This is a genomic window from Bacillus sp. 22475, from assembly GCF_052044835.1.
In the GTDB taxonomy this organism is placed as follows: Bacteria; Bacillota; Bacilli; order Bacillales; family Bacillaceae_G; genus Bacillus_A; species Bacillus_A cereus.
The window spans coordinates 22584-39352 of sequence record NZ_JBQENW010000008.1 but is presented as its reverse complement, the minus strand read 5'-3'; the positions used below and the strand labels follow the sequence as shown (position 1 = coordinate 39352).

The window sequence follows — 16769 nt, the reverse complement described above, 5'->3', positions numbered from 1 at the left end:
CCCTTTCTGTCGAAAATTCGTTATTATTAATGATGGGTGTCGGTCAAACACCCATCTGGCGGGCGGTGCTAACAACTCCCCAGTTGTTCTTATTTACTAAGTACATGTCGCTCGCCAATATAATTTACACGCGGACGGAACAAACGATTATTTGCATGTTGCTCAATAACGTGCGCACATAATCCCACTGTTCTAGAGCTAAAGAAGATAGGTGTGTAAAGTTGAATTGGAATACCTAGCATCCAATATACTGGAGCTGCATAATAATCAAGATTTGGATAAATTCCTTTTTCCTTTTCCATAATCTTTTCTCCAGCTTCACACATTTCATATAGTGTATAATCACCTTTTACATCACATAACTGTTTTAAAGCTTCCTTCATCATCAGTGCTCTTGGATCCATCTTCTTCATATAAACACGGTGTCCAAAGCCCATAATTTTTTCTTTGTTATATAGTTTCTTCTGTAATAACTCTTCAAATTTCTCAACATTACCAGCTTCTAAAAGCATGTACATAACCGCTTCATTTGCACCGCCATGTAAACTTCCTTTTAAAGATGCAACTGCACCTGTTAAAGCACCGTATAAATCTGATTGTGTTGATGCAATAACGCGCGCTGTAAATGTAGAGTTTGGCATTTCATGCTCACTATATAAAACAAGGGAACGATCAAAGATCTTTTCCTCAAGTTCAGTTGGTTTTTTACCAGTTAACATATAGAAGAAATTCGCACTATAAGATAATTCTTTAAGAGGTTCAATTGGCTCCTCATTATTTAAAATATGATAGCTATTCGCTACAATGTTTGGCACTTTACTTAACAGCTTGTACCCTCGGCTTTTATTCACTTCTAACGAGCGGTTTTCGATATCATTATCGTAACCAGCTAACGCTGACACACCTGTACGTAATCCATCCATGGGATGCGTCTCTTTAGGCAATGCCTTTAGTACGTTGAATACACCTTCTGGTACTGCATATTCTTCTTTTAATTTCTTTTCAAGTGTTGCTTTTTCATCTTCATTCGGTAGGTGTTCCTCCAATAAAAGGTGCACAATGTCTAAATACTCTTTTGTTTTTGAGAGTTCGATTAAGTCATACCCTTGAATTACAATTTCACCTTTTACTGTGTCAAGAAACGAGATTTTCGTCTCCGCTGCCACTATACCATCTAATCCCGGGGAAAAGTTTTCTTCAGCTTTCATCATTATTTCCTCCAATCCTAATAGATCTTCGTGCACATAACTGTAAGCCTTTACAATATTGTGAAACTACATTTCTATTTCAATGTATCAGAGTTTTTAGAAGATTTCAATTTATTTTATAATGATAAGTTTCCTACACTTTTCTTACTGTAACAATACAATTTTTTGAAAATAATTCTTATATTTTATAAAGAAAGAATAGACTTCTTTGCGTATTTTCAAAAACAAGATATAAAGATTTTTCATATAACACCGCCAAATATACAATTATTCTAATTTTATTTGAGAAATAAAAAAAACGAGCTGTACATAAATACAGCTCGTTACTATATGATATTTATTTCACTATCTCTTAAATATAATTTTTATATAAAACTTATTCATTTTTAATAAAGTTATTATTTTACATAATTAAATTGAATTTCTTCCATCTCCTCATGATAACTTACAAATAAATCATAGTTTTGAAAATACCAAAGATCATCAGAATCTACAAAAAATATAATACCTTCCTTCTCAACTGACACTATTTCCCCATCTGGTTTCTCAGCAACAACCCCTAAAGAATATCCGGGCTGAATTGAACTATCCCCTCCGTACCTTACAGTAAAACGTACAGATTCACCGTGCTTTATACGTAATTCTTCCTGGAACCATTGCAGAGCTTTACGATCAATTGAAATTTTCATCTTTATTCCTCCAGTTTACGCAAACTCTTTTTTTCTAATCGTTGTTTTACAAAGAAGACGAAAATAATTAAGGCTATTAATGCCGAAATTGCACTCCCTGAAAATAAAATACGATAACCAAACATTTGTGAAACAACTCCAAGTAAAATAGCACCTAACCCGATTCCTAAATCAAACGCTGTAAAAAATGAAGCATTTGCAACTCCTCTTTTACTCGGATCAACAATTGTAGGCATTGCCGCTTGCAAAGCTGGCTGCGCTGAACCAAATCCAATACCGTATAATGTTGCTGCGATAATTACACCTAACAAACCATTTGAAATAGTTAAAACAACTATAGCTAAAATAGTAATACATAATGCTGGGAGTATGATGAATACTTCTCCATACTTATCTAATAGTTTCCCTGAAATTGGTCTTACAATTGTTAATGCAATTGCATATACAAGAAAGAAAGTTCCCGGATTCACATGAATTGATGATGCAAATAACGGTAAAAAGGTTGTTATTCCTCCATATGCAAACGATAAAAAGAATACTACAATCGTGATTGTTAATACGGATTTCTCAAATAGCTGAATTTTCCCTTTTTCTTTTTGTGGCGTAAATGGCATCTTCGTTATTAGTGATAATACGACTGCCATAAAAGATAACAACGTCGCTAATAAAAATAGACCATGAAATGAATAATTTTGTACAACCCATAATCCAATCATTGGTCCGATCGCCATTGCAATTGTCATCGCCATCCCGTACCAGCCCATACCTTCACCACGGCGTGAATCTGGAATAATATCCGTTATTGCTGTTCCAACAGCTGTTGTAGAAACAGCCCATGTTACTCCGTGAATAACACGTAAAACAGCTAAAAGGACAATAGTCGATGCTATATTATAGGAATACATCGTTAATCCAAAAAAGATGAGTCCGAAAATAATAAAGGATCTTCTACCATATTGATCTAACATTCCTCCAATAATCGGTCGTATTACAACAGCAGCTATTGTAAACATTCCCATCATGAGTCCAACTTGCGATTCATTGCCACCTATCTCTTTAATAAAGAGCGGGAGCGTTGGAACAAGTAAATAAAATCCTGTAAATAAAAATAACATTGCGAAAGTCATTTGAATAAATGATTTCGTCCATAATCGTTCCATAAAAATACCTCCATACACTCGTAAAATATTACGATTAACACCCTCATTGTACATTTTATTGATCTCTTTTCCCTCCGCAAATAGACGTATCTTTTCATATTAAATAGTCCACCATTAGCTTACATTAGTCTTAAGACTTTGTACGCATGTTTTAAACGAAAGTCCTATATATGTACCTTTATACGTGTGAAAAGAATATACTAATTTATTATCACAACTTAGGAGTGATTATTTTATGTGGGTATTATCATCAAGAGTAACTGTCGCGGTTCCTTCGATACCCGAAATACATGCCCCCGCCGTTCATACAGCAAGTTCCGATGTCGGCATTGAACTTCCAGCAATTTGGCAACAATACCAATCACCAGGTCAAGCTACCCCTTCATTTTGGCATCATGGTGCCCATCCAAGTAGCACTACCTTTTATCACCCTAGCTACGCTCCACCACCTCAGGCTCAAGTCTTTTATCATTTCCCATCAATTTATTTTCAAAATTTTTATGGCACGTTTAACATTTAATAGCCATCACTGTATTCCCCCTACATTGCAATAAAGATTAACTTCACTCCAGTTTCAACATAAAAAGTCGAATTTCCTAAATAAGAAATTCGACTTTTTAAATTATTTTCCCAACTAAAGTAACCATTAAGGAAAGATATTTATTAAAGATTTGAATATAATTTTTACTTATTTAATACTTTATATGATTCATCACAGTTAGTCACTTTGCGGGATAACCAACACATACCATCTTTTGCAAATAGACTTTCCTCTCTTTCCGTTAATTCACTCTTTTTCTTCTATCCAGCCCTTAACATTACATTTTCTGTAGCAAAATGAAAAAAGCACTTAAGATTGTAAATTCCTACAAATCTTAAGTGCTCTTTTGAAAACTTTTCTATAAATTTTTCTTATTGTCCATTATTGGCAGGAACCTCTCCTGCATTTCCACCATTATTTGGTTGTACTGTTGCAGGTGGGGTTGGAGTTCCTTGACCTCCATCATTATGTGCTGGAGGTGTCGTTCCTTGGCCTCCTCCGTTATTTGCTGGAGGTGTCGTTCCTTGACCATTTCCGTTATTCGCTGGAGGTGTCGTTCCTTGACCTCCTCCGTTATTTGCTGGAGGTGTCGTTCCTTGGCCTCCTCCGTTATTCGCTGGAGGTGTCGTTCCTTGACCATTTCCGTTATTTTGTTCATTTTGTTTCTTTTCTTCTTCTTGTTTCTTTTGCTCTTCTAGTTTCTTTTGTTCTTCTTGCTTCTTAAGTTCCTCTTGTTTCTTTTGTTCTTCTTGTTTTTTCAGTTCTTCTTGTTTCTTTAATTCTTCTTGATTTTTCTCTTCTTCAGTTTTTTGCTGTTGATCTTGTTTTGGTTGCTCCGTTGTATCCGGTACGCTAGTATTTGGCGATGAATCACGTTTTTCACCTTTTATACGTAGCTCACTACCTTCTTGAATAACGCTACTTGGCATTTTAAAGCGTGATTTATCTGTAGCCATTTCGCTCATCATTTCTTTAAAGATTAACTGTGCAATTTTCGTATTTTTACTACTAATATACTCGTCTTTACCATCTTTCATATACCCAGTCCATACTGCCATCGTATATTGCGGTGTATATCCAGCAAACCAACTATCACGAGTTGCACTTTCTGGAATTTTATATTGAGCTAATTGCTTTGATGAATAGTTTGTCGTACCCGTTTTACCAGCTACATCTAAAGAGCCTACATTTGCCGATGTACCAGTACCCGATGTAACTACAGAACGAAGCATATCAGTAATCATGTATGCGGTAGAATCTGTCATAACTTGTTTTGGTTTTTGTCCAAAACTTTGTGACTTACCGTCTGGATAAACGACTTTCTTAACAAAATGCGGTTTCGTATATTTACCTTCATTACCAAATGCCGCATAAGCACCCGCTATTTCAGTTGGCGATACTTCATTTGTACCAATCGCTGTCGATTCTGTCGGTGCTGTATTAAATGTAATACCTAGTTTCTCAGAGAATTCTTTTGATTTACTAATCCCTACTTCTTTTGCAGTTTTAATTGCAGGAATATTACGCGACATTTTTAATGCTTCACGCATCGTAATTGGACCCATATGACTTCTATCTGCATTTCGAACTTCTTGACCCGTTGAATACTTAAATGGAGAGTCATCGATTTGATGATACGTAGCCCATTTTAAATATTCAATTGCAGGAGCATAGTCGAAAATTGGCTTCATCGTTGAACCAGCTGCACGATCTAATTCAATTGCCATATTATGCCCTTTAAATACAGCTTTATTTTCTCCACGGCCACTACCTATAGCACGAACTTCTCCTGTTTTCGTATCCATAAATGTGAATGCACCTTGGAATTTATCGTTTGGATAATCAATGATATTATTATTTAAAATATTATCAGCAAGTTTCTGTGCTTTCGGATCTAACGTTGTATAAATTTCTAAACCATCAGAACCGATATTAGCATCTGGCAATTCTTTTTCTACTTCTTTCACAACTGCATCCATAAATGCAGGGTATGGCATTGTTTGTAGTTGAGTTGCAGGCTTGAGTCCCTTTTCTACGTCAACTTTTGATGCTTCTTCCATTTCCTGTTTTGTTATATATCCATGTCGATTCATTAAGTTTAGTACAACATTTCTTCTTTCTGTTGCTTTTTGAACATTTTCTTTTTTCGTTGGATCATAGTTATTCGGTGCTTTCGGTAAACCTGCAAGCATCGCAACTTCTGGTAATGTTAAGTCCTTCAATTCTTTACCATAGTAGTTTTGTGCTGCTGTTGCGATCCCATATGAACGGTTTCCTAAGTTAATTTTATTTAAGTACATCTCTAATATTTCATGTTTTGAATACTGTTGTTCTAGCTTATAAGCTAAATATATTTCTTGCGCCTTACGCTTTGGTGTTTTGTCCATTGATAAGAAGTAGTTTTTAATAACTTGCTGTGTTATCGTACTTCCACCTTGAGAACCGTAATCTCCTTTAAGACTTACTAGAACAGCACGCGCAGTACCTTTAAAATCTACTCCGCTATGCTCATAAAAACGTGAATCTTCTGTCGCTAAAAATGCATTTTCTACTAATTTAGGTATTTGCTCATACGTAACATTCGTCCTTTTTTCTTTTCCATATTCATATACCAAATCCCCGTTTTTATCATAAATTTTTGAGGATAACGGATTAACAAGTTTTGCTTTCTCAAGTTTTGGTGCATCCTTAATCATTACGAAAAAGGTAGCAACCCCCGCCACTAAACCAACAATACCAAGTAATAAACAAGTAATTAAAAACTTGCGAAAGAATGATGTTTTACCTTTTGGTTTTTGTGTTTTAGAAGCTGGCTGTTTTTTCTTTTTAACTTGTCGTCGTTCCTCTCGAGAACGATAATTTTCTGACATGTTACTTTCTCCTGCCTTTCAATTCTCCCGTTGATTTACTTAAAAATATTGAGGTCACTTTCTAAAATGAATTTAATTAAGAAAGTATATTGACCTGGAGCATTCAATATTTTCCCAATTCACAGATTATAAATTTTAGAATACTTCTTATACAAACTATTTTCACTTCTATTTTTCCTAATAACGCTGCCCCTTTAAGCATAGAATGTAAAAAGTGAATTTTTAATACCTCGTATAAATAATATACCTTTTTTTCAAATGGTCAATATTTTCTTATTTATAAATCAAAGGTGAAATAAAAATAGCACAACGATATGTACTTCGTGTGAACTTCCTTATAATTACGTATAACAAACATTTAATATATTGCATATAAGTATAATACCTCTTAATTTATAAGGATTTCAACTTCACAACCTCAATATCTACAAGAAATTATTAAAAATGAAAAGTGAGGAGTTGCGTAATGATGAAGCTATCTCCCGTGATTTCAAAAAATATAGTTGCTGTTGGCTATAATCCTTTTTCTATGATTTTGCGAATCCAATTAAAGAATGGTATGTACGATTTCTTTAATGTACCAGAAAGTATTTATACTGGCCTATTACATGCACAATCTAAAAGTTATTACCATAAAACTTATATTAAAAATTCTTTCCGCCACACAAAAATTTAAACTTAACACCCACTAAAAAAAGGAGGTTAATCCTCCTTTCTTTTAAAAATATTTCACAGATGAATTATCTTCGATTCCTCTTATTAATTTCATCATATGCTTGAATTTGTTTTTTCAAACGCCGATCAGCTTTTTTATCATGCACTACAAGAATTGCATGTATAACTCCTGGAACCCAAAATATTAATGTTAATATGAAATTTATTATTGCCTGAATTGGTTTTCCACAAAATAGTACAGCAACAGGTGGAAGAAAAATTGCTAATAAATACATCATCCCTTGAAAACTCCTTATTTTGTATTTTATATATCCCTTTTCAAAATATACGCAAAGAAATCTTATGATGTTGTTGTTACATAAATTTTCATTAAGTATATATAATATCTCTTACTTTATATATTCTATCTATAGGCAAAAAAACCTACTACTATTTTAATCTTAACGTACCTATAAAATTCATGTATCTCCTTCTATTTATATAAGCATTTCAACCTTTTCATTGTTTTCTAGCCTATTTTCTTCCTCTATTGCAGTTACTCCAATTGCAGAAATTAACGTTCCTATCGCTTGTATCCAAATACCAATGAGTGCAATTATTCTCTCATCCTTCTTATCAAAAATACTATCTTCATTTTCTCTCTCATCTTTCAATACATTTGAAACACCTTGATACGCTTGTAATCCAGCACCTAAACTTTGCATGGAGTTACCTAATATAATAATTTTCTGTAGTACATTTATATCCATCAAAGCTGCTTCTACTCCTAAAAAAGCACCGATCGATTGTAAACTGTTCCCTGTAATAATAAGATAATCATTTTCTTTCGATTGTTCATTTATATTAAAATATGTTCCTATTACATTTGATATATTCCCTAATGCTAATAGCTCAATTCCTATTTGATCAAGTAATTTACTTTGATTCTCTAAGCCTATATTTTGATTTTCTCTTTTTTCTTCCCCATCATCATAATTGCTCGCAATGATTTGTAATATATACCCGAGGGCTTGTAATGAGCTTCCTACAATAACAAGATCCGATTCAACTTTCTCTTCTCCAATAAATCCTCTTGTCGTTCCAATTGCAGCTGTAAGGTTCCCTCCTACTTGAAACCATGCCCCTGTAACTTTTAAACTGCTTGGATTCATTTTTATCACCTATTTAAATATTTTCTAAACCTTTCAAAATAAAGTGAAACTTTAATCAGTGGGGTTTTCTTCATCCCCCGCCTAAATTCTTTGCTTTCGCTGAATTTTGAGGTGGGGGTCTTACTGATTAGCAAATAGCGGAATAAATAAATTCCACCCTTAATCTTTTATTTTATTTTTCAAATGTAATTTTGTGAATGATATAATGTGCTACTAATATAAAAAGCACCTTAAAGGTGCTTTTTATATGCATGCTGGGCATGTCAATGAATCTCCATTTTTATCTATTGTTATATTCAATATATATTGAGTTGCTTTATGTGACCAAGTTTCAGCTGTAGGTGATTCATTTATATATTGTGGCGCACATGACTTCAGCATTGGAGTACTAATACTCCCTCCAGGATCTAAAGCAACTACAGCCATGCCATGAGGTAATTCCAGTGCCATAGATTTAGTGATACCTTCAATTGCAAATTTCGAGGCACAATATGGCGCAAGCTCAGCTTCACCTTCTCTCCCCCAACTAGAACTCATATTAATGATAATTCCTTCTTTCCTAGCTACCATTGCGGGAACAAACGCTCTTATTACATTTACTACACCATTCACGTTTACATTCATTACATTTTCGAATTCTTGAGCCGTAATTTTCCAAAGTTGTGCATTTTGATTTACAATCGATGCATTATTTATTATCATATCGGGAGCCGTATGTCTATTAAGTATATAATTTGCCCAGTTGTTAACTTGCTGAGAATCTGAAACATCAATTACTTGAAAATCATGTATTTTACTGTACTGTTTTTTTAGTTCTTCAATTTTATCTTTTGAACGTCCACAACCATATATGTTCCACCCTAATTCATGAAATCGATCAACCATCGCACGTCCTAACCCTTGTGTCACACCTGTAATAATTACAGATTTACTAATTTCTTTTCTCTGCATTTCCCTCATCCTCCTTCCCTATATCTTACTCTCTTCATTTTTATTCAGCCATTTACTATAGTATCAACTCAACTCATACTTTAGTAATGGTTTTGATATTGCATACATAAATAAAAAAAGTAACCATCATGGTTACTTTTTGCTATATATCTAAAAATTCATTGTTTATTTCATTATTGTTTTTACACTTCAACTTCTCTTTTCCACATTTCTCACACTGCTAAATATAAATTACACCTAATGTACTTTTTTAAAAATCCTCATTATCCTGCATCTTAATAAAAATATATTTATGTTTACAATGCGATTCACCCAAATAATTTTCAAACCACTTTTTCAACACAACACATTCCACCTTTATTTAGCTGCCTTATTACATACTTTTATTTAAATATTCAATCTCATATTGCAATTTTTTAAATTGCTCAAAATGCATAGTAATAGATTGGCTACTACCATAATCAACATTTTGTTTCACTAATATAACACCCGTATCATGAAAAAGCGCTTCAAGTTCTTTCCTAATAGACACTTTCGCAATATGAGCTGTTTTAATTGCAGATAAAATTGCAATTTCATTAAACTTTAATTTTATTTCATTTGGACAAAATGCGTCTTCAACTAATATAACTTCATTACTATAAATTAGTGCAACAAGATTACTTGATTTGGCATCTGTTAAATCAACTTTTTTCATAATATCTTTCATTACATTTTGCCTCCTTTATTTTCATATATATCAATTATACAAATTTTTTAAAAAAATTACTCAACTTTATTATATTAATTTTAACACACTTTTATTGAAATCCATGCTCCAAACGTTTTACTATTCCTCAATTTTTATTATATGAACCATCTGGACTATAACTCCATATAGTAATGTTAACAACTTATTATAAAGCAGGTGAAAATTATGCCATCAGTTGTGGGAAATTTAGTTGTACAAAATAGTAATGGATCATTTAACTTGGGTGATTTCTACAACGTTTCTCCGAAAGAAAATACGAAAGCTTATAATGGCTCCGGCGCATCAAACGTTGGTTTTGTTGTTAATACTTTTAGCGGTGTTAGCGCGACCAATACATTTGATTCTGACCTTGCAGATCAAAACCAAGTGGGTACAGCCTAATCTTATGTTCAACTTTTTGTATAGAAAATTTTAATTTGTCTATACTATAATCAGGCTGTTTGACAGCTCTTGTTGATTTTGGAGTACCCTATCTTTTTCTCCCTTTCCCTGGGGCTCAGCAGCTAGCACGAAGCTAGCTGCTTTTTCTTGTATTATTTGTCTCATAAATCAGAAATAAAAGAAGCTGCCATTTAATATTCAGCTTCTTTTACGTTATTTCAATAATATCCATAGCGTTAAATACGTAAGTTTTATAAAAGGCGTCTGTACAAATTACAATTTGTTTTACCGGATTGATATGTACAACAGTCATGTAGCTTGTTAGTATGTAACCATCTTCAAAATATGTTACCAATATTTCTTTCTCAGACAGTAATGACGTTAATAATTTATCAGAAATTCTCTCTTTTGCTTCGTTTGTTAAAAGCGGTTTTTGTACTTTTAATTTCTCTCCAATAATCTTTCTCATATTTAAAAGTTGTTCGGACATTACTGTAAACGGAACCCACTCTCTTTCTTCTTTTTGTATCTTTACATCGTTCATTTTTTATCTCCTTGATCATTTATACATTTATTTAGCCATACTATCCCTTAGTTATTTTTAATACGCACTAAACTCGGATTTACTTCTAAACTATAATTAGGTTACCCCTCAAAAGAACATTCGTTCTTATTATACACGAACTTACGTTCTTTTGAGAAGAGCCATACTTATTATTTTTTAACAAAAAACATAATTTTATTTATCTCCATACTTTTTTCCTTTATCAAATAAACTTCTCATTTCTTATGTAAAATGCATATAACAACTAAAAGGCGACTTCACACAAAGTGAAATCGCCTTTTCCTAAAAATATTTCAATGTTTATTTTTCTATCCTAACTAATGTTCTTTCTGGAATACATAATTCATCTATATTAAAATGATTTATTTTTAATTTCAATTCCCCTACTCGTTCCTTATCTTCATCACCAACCCAACAACTAAATAATTCGAAATAGTCTCCACCTTCCAAATATTCTTCCATAATCTTGCATAAAGTTAAAAATTTTTCTTTCGCTTCTTTTTTTTCCTTTACGTTTTGCCACTCGACAAGTTCAATTCCCCAACTAGTTGAAACCTCATATGTGTAATTTGTTTGGAATTGATACTCTTGTATAATTTCAAGCATACTTTCATCTGCAAAACACGGTCCAAAAACAATTACATCATTAGAATCTGGATCCGTTAACGGAATTTCTACATTACAGCCTATGTAACTTGCTAAACTCATTTTATACTCCTCCAATATTCGTATAAAAAATACTTCATAGTATATTTTTTTACTCAAATATAAAATCCCTGCCTAAACAAAAAAGTTTTAAATTTTTTTGTTTATTAACCATCTATAACTGAAAACATATACTATGATGAACGAACTCACAAAGCATAAGAAAAGAGAGCATTTACAACACTCTCTTTTCTTACATACTCTATGAAACTTTACAAAACTGAATCAGTGATTTTTATTATTATATTTCATTACATATACTTAGGTTGTACTATTATATGTAACTCTCTCTCTGTATCCGATTTTTTCGGATGACGAAAATAATTAAGTTCGTACTTTAACACTTTATACTCAACAATCCCGATTTTAATCCCTTTTGTTTCTTTTAATATAGCTAATAAATCACTTACATTTTCATCATATGACTCAAAAATTTTCGCGCCGCCCTCTCCTTGAAAGATTACTTTCATATATTCCCCCCACCTTAATTTATTGATGTGGTAAATGACGCGTTTAATACGATTCATTATTTATCCTAAAATTTTCACACCAAAAAGAACATCCTTTCCATTCGAATGCTCAGCTTTTTACTAATTATCCATATTAAATATTTATTCAAAAACATTATATGTATTATTTTTTAAATTATGTTCGATATCCATTATTAAAGAATAAATATATGTAACAAACTTGCATAATGAAAACCGTATAATATCCACTTTCGTTGAAATAATTATAGCACCTTTAATTAACATCCATTATTTTCCATTGTAATTCTTAATATTTAAATGTAATATTGTATTGTCTTACTATCTATTTATAACTCACACACTAATTAGAAAAGGGAACTCTATATGAGTTCCCTTTTCTAATTATGATTGCAATCATTATTTCTTTTCTAGAAATTTAAATGTATCTTTAAATTCTTTATTATTCACTTTAATATCAGCATCTTTCAATAAATCATTGACTACTTGTTGTTTCCATTTACCTGTCGTATCTTGTAGTCTTTGTTGTTCTAAATCTTTACGAATTTTTTCCTTTACTTCATCAAATGGCTTCAATTCTTTTTTATCCGTCACTTTAATAATATGGTAACCGTAAGTTGTTTTAACTGGATCACTTACTTGGCCTGCATCTAATTTATACGCAGCTTCTTCAAATTCTTTCACTGTTTGTCCAGGAGCAAAACCAGATATTTCCCCGCCCTGTTCCTTTGAACCAGTATCTTCTGAATACTGTTTTGCTAAGGCAGCAAAATCTTCACCATTATTTACTTTCTCCTTTACTTCTTTAGCTGTCTTTTCATCTTTCACTAAAATGTGACTTACTTTCATTTCTGGTTTATAGTTATCTTTCACATCTTTTTCTGTGACTGTTGCTTTAATCGCTTTCTCAAATGCAATTTCTGGCTTCATTTTTTCTTTTAATTCATCTTCATTTTTCAATCCAAGTTGTTCTAAAGTTGATTTAAAGTTCTCACCCATTTTATCTTTTGCTTCTTCTACTTTCTTTTTTGCTTCCTCATCCGAAACTTTATATTTATCTAACAATGCCTTACTTAACATCATTTGATATAAAGTACTTTCTCCATATTGTTGTCGTAATTCTTTACTTAATTCTTTCTCTGTAACATTTCCTACTTTTGATGTTACTACGTTGTCTGAGGAACCACATGCAGATAATGCTAGCATCACGCATGAAATAATTGTTCCAATAAATATTTTTTTCTTTTTCAATTCAAATACCTCACTTTTATCATTATGCAAATTAACTATACACAGGCATTGTGAAAACAGTGTGTTTTCTGCATGTAATTCATTTCATATGAGTTGACTATGTATCATGCATTTCCATTTTTAAACATAAAGAGTCTTCTTACTATTATGTATAGTAAGAAGACTCTTTACATACACCTCAAAAACAATACGGCTGCTATAGTTACTTAATACTTACATGTTCTTCAGGTATCCAACTATTCTGCCCGATATCTACCGCATTTCCCACTCTACCCCACACTCGAAAAGATGTCGATCCATCTATATTTCCTTTATAATTCATACATTCAGGCTCCTCATAATAATTTACTCTGTAGCCGACAGGATATTTCGAAGTTGCATAAAACCATTTCACCTTAAAATGTTTTAAATATGCCCACTGCTTATCGTTCCCTAAACAAATCATATCTTGCTCACCGCCTCCCCAATAACCTGTTAAGATTAAATATGGAATTTTCTGAGTGAGTGCACCTGTAAATTGAGGATCCATGGGGTTTTCATATAAATTTATTCCGTATCCATCAGGATATTTCGAAACTGCAATACCAATGCCATTCAGTTGCTGTTTATACACTATGTTAGATTGATTTGCTTTGTTCGAATCTATAAACCAAGAAAGTGACTTATTTCCTACTAATCGATTCAGATCACATTTCCCAATCCCAGGAACATTCCCTGAATCCGTATATTGCCAAATATCACATGGATATGCTGGCCCATAACGAGGGATCCATACGAAATCAGCTTCAATATTACGTGCTCCAAATGATAAATACATGTGATGCCCTACATATAATCCTACTTTTTCCGCACCTAAACGGCGTAATTCATCAATAAATGCCTGTGTCCCGCCTTGCATATCTGCCATCGTTTGAACTTCTACGTCCGCCACCCAAAACTTAGCTGATTGATCACCACGATTCCAAAAATCTTGTGCCTCTTTCTTTGCATCAGCAATAGATATAAAACGGCAAAAAGCATAATTACCGAATGGGATACTATACTTTTTCATTTCACTAACATAATTTTGATACATAAAATCCACCGTATTAGAGCCATCTTGAACTCTAGCAATCACTAAATCTAGCTGAGATGCTGCAATATCCCAATTGATAGTTCCATTCCATTTTGAAATGTCTACAATATACCCCATATATTCCAGCTCCTTTTGAATGTCCTATTCATAGCTAGTTTTATTGTAAGCCTCAGCTCTCTAAAACTAGCTATCTATAATATAAATAAAAAGAATCTTTACTGTTTTTCAAAATATATTCTCTTTCAGAAATATTTCTATTAACTTTAACATATATACCATATAAAACATTCTCATATTTGAAATATACCCTACTATTCATTTGTTATGTAATCTCGTCCTATCAATCAAGGTATCAATCATTTTTACGGATATTAGAAAAAATCCCCCTACATTATTAAATTAAAACTTTCAATATCAATTCCCTTTCAGCTAATATAAATCATTTCTCATTTTCTATATATTCTTAAGTTAAAATTACTATCTTTCCATGAAATTTGAGATTTAGAAAATTTTTAATTAATTGAAGATTATTCCTGTTAACCTACAATTGTCCAATCTGCACACTATTGGTGCATAAAAAAGACATTTTCTATTAATGAAAATGTCTTTTTATAGTCTAATAAAACAATTTTGGTGTTAAATCTTTATTTTGTAATTGTGTATTTTCACTGTTCATAACACAACTTGTAGAAAATAATATTGGGCTATCACAAACCTCATCATTCATTACATCACGAAATACATTGGCAGCAACACCTGTAAACGTTTGACATAAGTTAGAAATATCGTCATTGAAAAACTGAATGACTTCCGCAGCGAAAACCGGAAAAACAACATTCGGTCCGCCAGGGAACTGAGGCTGTACCACAACTTGTTCAAAATAAGGATTATTTTCTAGTGCTACTTGAAATAAATGAGCTATTTCAAATGCATCTAGTGGACAAGGAAATGGATTTACAATTTCATTCTCATTATTCGTTACAATAACTGTCACACTTACATTCCCAAATTGTACAAAAGATTTTAAAAGCGTTGCTAATGCTCTCGCTTTTTCGTTGCTTAACGCATGCACTAAAATAATATAATTACCACCAACAGGAATAAGCGGCCCAACTGTAACAGTTGGATCAGCACCTATTGAATTTTTTAATTCATTAAAATATGTGATCCACGGTGGCGAAAGCTGAGCTTGTACATTTTCTTCCACTATTTTATACTACCTCCTTATACCATTCTTACTAACATAATATGTAACAAACAAAAAAATGCATTAGTTATATTAACCATTTGCGTATTTATTGATTATATTAATTAAACATTTTATTTCCCATTCTCAATTTCCCCTTTACATCTTTAAGCACTTTTACTACTATGAAATTCTTTATTATAAGCAAATCCACTGAAATTTCATATTATACTAATACGACTCTATATCCATTAAATTATAATACTCAATATTAGGAGCTGATTTCATGGAAAAAAAACCTATCGTGTTCGAAATCCCACCAAATTCAAAGCTAAAAATTACATTTTTCGGTCCTTGTAACGAAGTAATTACAAATGTGTCTATAATTAATCAACTATGCACCCCTAAATGTCAAACTATCACGCAATATCCAGACTTTAAGAAATATGTAACGGAAGTACGATCGCTATCCCGTTGTTAGTCCGCATAATGCACGATTTTCACAACTTTATTATCTAAAATAACCGAGAAAGAAAATAACTGCATTCCTAGACTAAAATTACTCATGTTATGATATTCCATTGATAATTCATTGATTTTTTACACGTTTTTATGAAAAGAACATATATTATCGTATGGAGATTATCCACTCATAAAACCTATCTTTCTTTGGAGCGTACTTTTTATGTATGCTCTTTTTTTATGTAACCGTCCCCCTTCTAAATTGACCAACAATATATTAAAATTCTTTATATACTCAAGGAGATCAAATATGTTCAAGTTGCATCCAATACTACTCATCTTAGGATTGATTTTGTTTTTATATAGTGTAATCGCCTTTATGCTATTCTTTTCAGTGTATTAGCATTCCCTACACAAATCTATGTTCAATATATAATTTCTATATAGTAAAGAAAAAACATAATGATACGATCTTTTATGTATTCCGTCTTTCTTGTTCTATAAGAAAACTAGTAAACTTACTAACAATGCGTTTTTACAAGCATGTTACTTATTATTCTGTTTATTATCTGAAGAAGGTTGAAGCCCCTACAAATTAAACTACGCTTTACCTATTTACTTATATATTTTAGAAAAACAATAATAATCCCCTACCATTTG

18 protein-coding genes and 1 pseudogene are annotated in these 16769 nt (G+C 32.3%); 4 read left to right on the top strand and 15 right to left on the bottom strand.

Annotated features, from left to right (window positions below):
* Window positions 1–89: 89 nt before the first annotated feature.
* From mmgD to ACTJJY_RS14920, 3 genes are all read right to left on the bottom strand, one after another.
* Window positions 90–1211: a citrate synthase gene (gene mmgD / locus ACTJJY_RS14930; RefSeq protein ID WP_440605838.1), complete on the bottom strand. Its 1122-nt coding sequence runs from the start codon at window positions 1209–1211 to the stop codon at window positions 90–92.
* A gap of 395 nt (window positions 1212–1606) precedes the next feature.
* Entirely contained in the window at window positions 1607–1897 is a 291-nt protein-coding gene (locus ACTJJY_RS14925) for a HesB/YadR/YfhF family protein (protein ID WP_097961578.1), read from the bottom strand.
* 2 nt (window positions 1898–1899) lie between these two features.
* Window positions 1900–3057 carry an MFS transporter gene (locus ACTJJY_RS14920; protein ID WP_440605837.1) on the bottom strand — a complete coding sequence of 386 codons (1158 nt, stop codon included), beginning with the start codon at window positions 3055–3057 and terminating at the stop codon, window positions 1900–1902.
* 235 nt (window positions 3058–3292) lie between these two features.
* On the opposite strand from ACTJJY_RS14920, the gene ACTJJY_RS14915 reads away from it, so the two are divergent.
* Complete coding sequence (locus tag ACTJJY_RS14915; RefSeq protein WP_063547175.1) at window positions 3293–3577, top strand: hypothetical protein; 285 nt, start codon at window positions 3293–3295, stop codon at window positions 3575–3577.
* 392 nt (window positions 3578–3969) lie between these two features.
* Here ACTJJY_RS14915 and ACTJJY_RS14910 read toward each other — a convergent pair whose 3' ends face one another.
* The gene (locus ACTJJY_RS14910) at window positions 3970–6468 is read right to left on the bottom strand and encodes a PBP1A family penicillin-binding protein (protein ID WP_440605836.1); all 2499 of its coding nucleotides are present in this window, start codon (window positions 6466–6468) and stop codon (window positions 3970–3972) included.
* A gap of 466 nt (window positions 6469–6934) precedes the next feature.
* On the opposite strand from ACTJJY_RS14910, the gene ACTJJY_RS14905 reads away from it, so the two are divergent.
* Entirely contained in the window at window positions 6935–7144 is a 210-nt protein-coding gene (locus ACTJJY_RS14905) for a KTSC domain-containing protein (protein WP_000977080.1), read from the top strand.
* Between the two features lie 64 nt (window positions 7145–7208).
* Here ACTJJY_RS14905 and ACTJJY_RS14900 read toward each other — a convergent pair whose 3' ends face one another.
* The 5 genes and pseudogenes from ACTJJY_RS14900 to ACTJJY_RS14880 all read right to left on the bottom strand — a co-directional run bounded on the left by ACTJJY_RS14900 (window position 7209) and on the right by ACTJJY_RS14880 (window position 9954).
* Entirely contained in the window at window positions 7209–7421 is a 213-nt protein-coding gene (locus tag ACTJJY_RS14900; RefSeq protein ID WP_000990219.1) for a YqaE/Pmp3 family membrane protein, read from the bottom strand.
* A 198-nt stretch (window positions 7422–7619) separates the two neighbouring features.
* On the bottom strand, window positions 7620–8294 hold the full coding sequence (locus ACTJJY_RS14895; RefSeq protein ID WP_440605835.1) for a DUF6944 family repetitive protein: 675 nt from the start codon (window positions 8292–8294) through the stop codon (window positions 7620–7622).
* A gap of 243 nt (window positions 8295–8537) precedes the next feature.
* On the bottom strand, window positions 8538–9245 hold the full coding sequence (locus ACTJJY_RS14890) for an SDR family oxidoreductase (protein WP_440605834.1): 708 nt from the start codon (window positions 9243–9245) through the stop codon (window positions 8538–8540).
* Between the two features lie 142 nt (window positions 9246–9387).
* Window positions 9388–9588, bottom strand: a pseudogene (locus ACTJJY_RS14885) (hypothetical protein).
* A gap of 30 nt (window positions 9589–9618) precedes the next feature.
* A complete protein-coding gene (locus tag ACTJJY_RS14880; RefSeq protein ID WP_000651909.1) occupies window positions 9619–9954 on the bottom strand; it encodes a hypothetical protein in 336 nt (111 codons plus the stop codon).
* Between the two features lie 207 nt (window positions 9955–10161).
* On the opposite strand from ACTJJY_RS14880, the gene gerPF reads away from it, so the two are divergent.
* Window positions 10162–10377, top strand: a complete 216-nt coding sequence (gerPF, locus tag ACTJJY_RS14875; protein ID WP_001141569.1) for a spore germination protein GerPF — start codon at window positions 10162–10164, stop codon at window positions 10375–10377.
* A gap of 208 nt (window positions 10378–10585) precedes the next feature.
* On the opposite strand, the gene ACTJJY_RS14870 is transcribed toward gerPF, so the two are convergent.
* The 6 genes from ACTJJY_RS14870 to ACTJJY_RS14845 form a co-directional block, all read right to left on the bottom strand.
* A complete protein-coding gene (locus ACTJJY_RS14870; protein ID WP_001999741.1) occupies window positions 10586–10921 on the bottom strand; it encodes a YolD-like family protein in 336 nt (111 codons plus the stop codon).
* Between the two features lie 321 nt (window positions 10922–11242).
* Window positions 11243–11650, bottom strand: coding sequence for a hypothetical protein (locus ACTJJY_RS14865; protein ID WP_440605833.1), 408 nt, complete (start codon window positions 11648–11650; stop codon window positions 11243–11245).
* A gap of 248 nt (window positions 11651–11898) precedes the next feature.
* The gene (locus ACTJJY_RS14860; RefSeq protein WP_440605832.1) at window positions 11899–12117 is read right to left on the bottom strand and encodes a hypothetical protein; all 219 of its coding nucleotides are present in this window, start codon (window positions 12115–12117) and stop codon (window positions 11899–11901) included.
* A gap of 417 nt (window positions 12118–12534) precedes the next feature.
* On the bottom strand, window positions 12535–13386 hold the full coding sequence (locus ACTJJY_RS14855; RefSeq protein WP_000727352.1) for a peptidylprolyl isomerase PrsA: 852 nt from the start codon (window positions 13384–13386) through the stop codon (window positions 12535–12537).
* Between the two features lie 202 nt (window positions 13387–13588).
* Complete coding sequence (locus ACTJJY_RS14850; protein ID WP_440605831.1) at window positions 13589–14578, bottom strand: glycoside hydrolase family 25 protein; 990 nt, start codon at window positions 14576–14578, stop codon at window positions 13589–13591.
* A gap of 499 nt (window positions 14579–15077) precedes the next feature.
* The gene (locus tag ACTJJY_RS14845) at window positions 15078–15668 is read right to left on the bottom strand and encodes a hypothetical protein (protein ID WP_023521858.1); all 591 of its coding nucleotides are present in this window, start codon (window positions 15666–15668) and stop codon (window positions 15078–15080) included.
* Between the two features lie 265 nt (window positions 15669–15933).
* Between ACTJJY_RS14845 and ACTJJY_RS14840 the strand changes: the two genes are divergently transcribed.
* Entirely contained in the window at window positions 15934–16128 is a 195-nt protein-coding gene (locus tag ACTJJY_RS14840) for a hypothetical protein (RefSeq protein WP_440605830.1), read from the top strand.
* The last annotated feature ends 641 nt before the right edge of the window (window positions 16129–16769 follow it).

Coding starts and splice junctions, on each gene's coding strand:
- mmgD (WP_440605838.1), bottom strand. CDS start 1,211: ATGATGAAAGCTGAAGAAAACTTTTCCCCGGGATTAGATGGTATAGTG.
- ACTJJY_RS14925 (WP_097961578.1), bottom strand. CDS start 1,897: ATGAAAATTTCAATTGATCGTAAAGCTCTGCAATGGTTCCAGGAAGAA.
- ACTJJY_RS14920 (WP_440605837.1), bottom strand. CDS start 3,057: ATGGAACGATTATGGACGAAATCATTTATTCAAATGACTTTCGCAATG.
- ACTJJY_RS14915 (WP_063547175.1), top strand. CDS start 3,293: ATGTGGGTATTATCATCAAGAGTAACTGTCGCGGTTCCTTCGATACCC.
- ACTJJY_RS14910 (WP_440605836.1), bottom strand. CDS start 6,468: ATGTCAGAAAATTATCGTTCTCGAGAGGAACGACGACAAGTTAAAAAG.
- ACTJJY_RS14905 (WP_000977080.1), top strand. CDS start 6,935: ATGATGAAGCTATCTCCCGTGATTTCAAAAAATATAGTTGCTGTTGGC.
- ACTJJY_RS14900 (WP_000990219.1), bottom strand. CDS start 7,421: ATGATGTATTTATTAGCAATTTTTCTTCCACCTGTTGCTGTACTATTT.
- ACTJJY_RS14895 (WP_440605835.1), bottom strand. CDS start 8,294: ATGAATCCAAGCAGTTTAAAAGTTACAGGGGCATGGTTTCAAGTAGGA.
- ACTJJY_RS14890 (WP_440605834.1), bottom strand. CDS start 9,245: ATGCAGAGAAAAGAAATTAGTAAATCTGTAATTATTACAGGTGTGACA.
- ACTJJY_RS14880 (WP_000651909.1), bottom strand. CDS start 9,954: ATGAAAGATATTATGAAAAAAGTTGATTTAACAGATGCCAAATCAAGT.
- gerPF (WP_001141569.1), top strand. CDS start 10,162: ATGCCATCAGTTGTGGGAAATTTAGTTGTACAAAATAGTAATGGATCA.
- ACTJJY_RS14870 (WP_001999741.1), bottom strand. CDS start 10,921: ATGAACGATGTAAAGATACAAAAAGAAGAAAGAGAGTGGGTTCCGTTT.
- ACTJJY_RS14865 (WP_440605833.1), bottom strand. CDS start 11,650: ATGAGTTTAGCAAGTTACATAGGCTGTAATGTAGAAATTCCGTTAACG.
- ACTJJY_RS14860 (WP_440605832.1), bottom strand. CDS start 12,117: ATGAAAGTAATCTTTCAAGGAGAGGGCGGCGCGAAAATTTTTGAGTCA.
- ACTJJY_RS14850 (WP_440605831.1), bottom strand. CDS start 14,578: ATGGGGTATATTGTAGACATTTCAAAATGGAATGGAACTATCAATTGG.
- ACTJJY_RS14840 (WP_440605830.1), top strand. CDS start 15,934: ATGGAAAAAAAACCTATCGTGTTCGAAATCCCACCAAATTCAAAGCTA.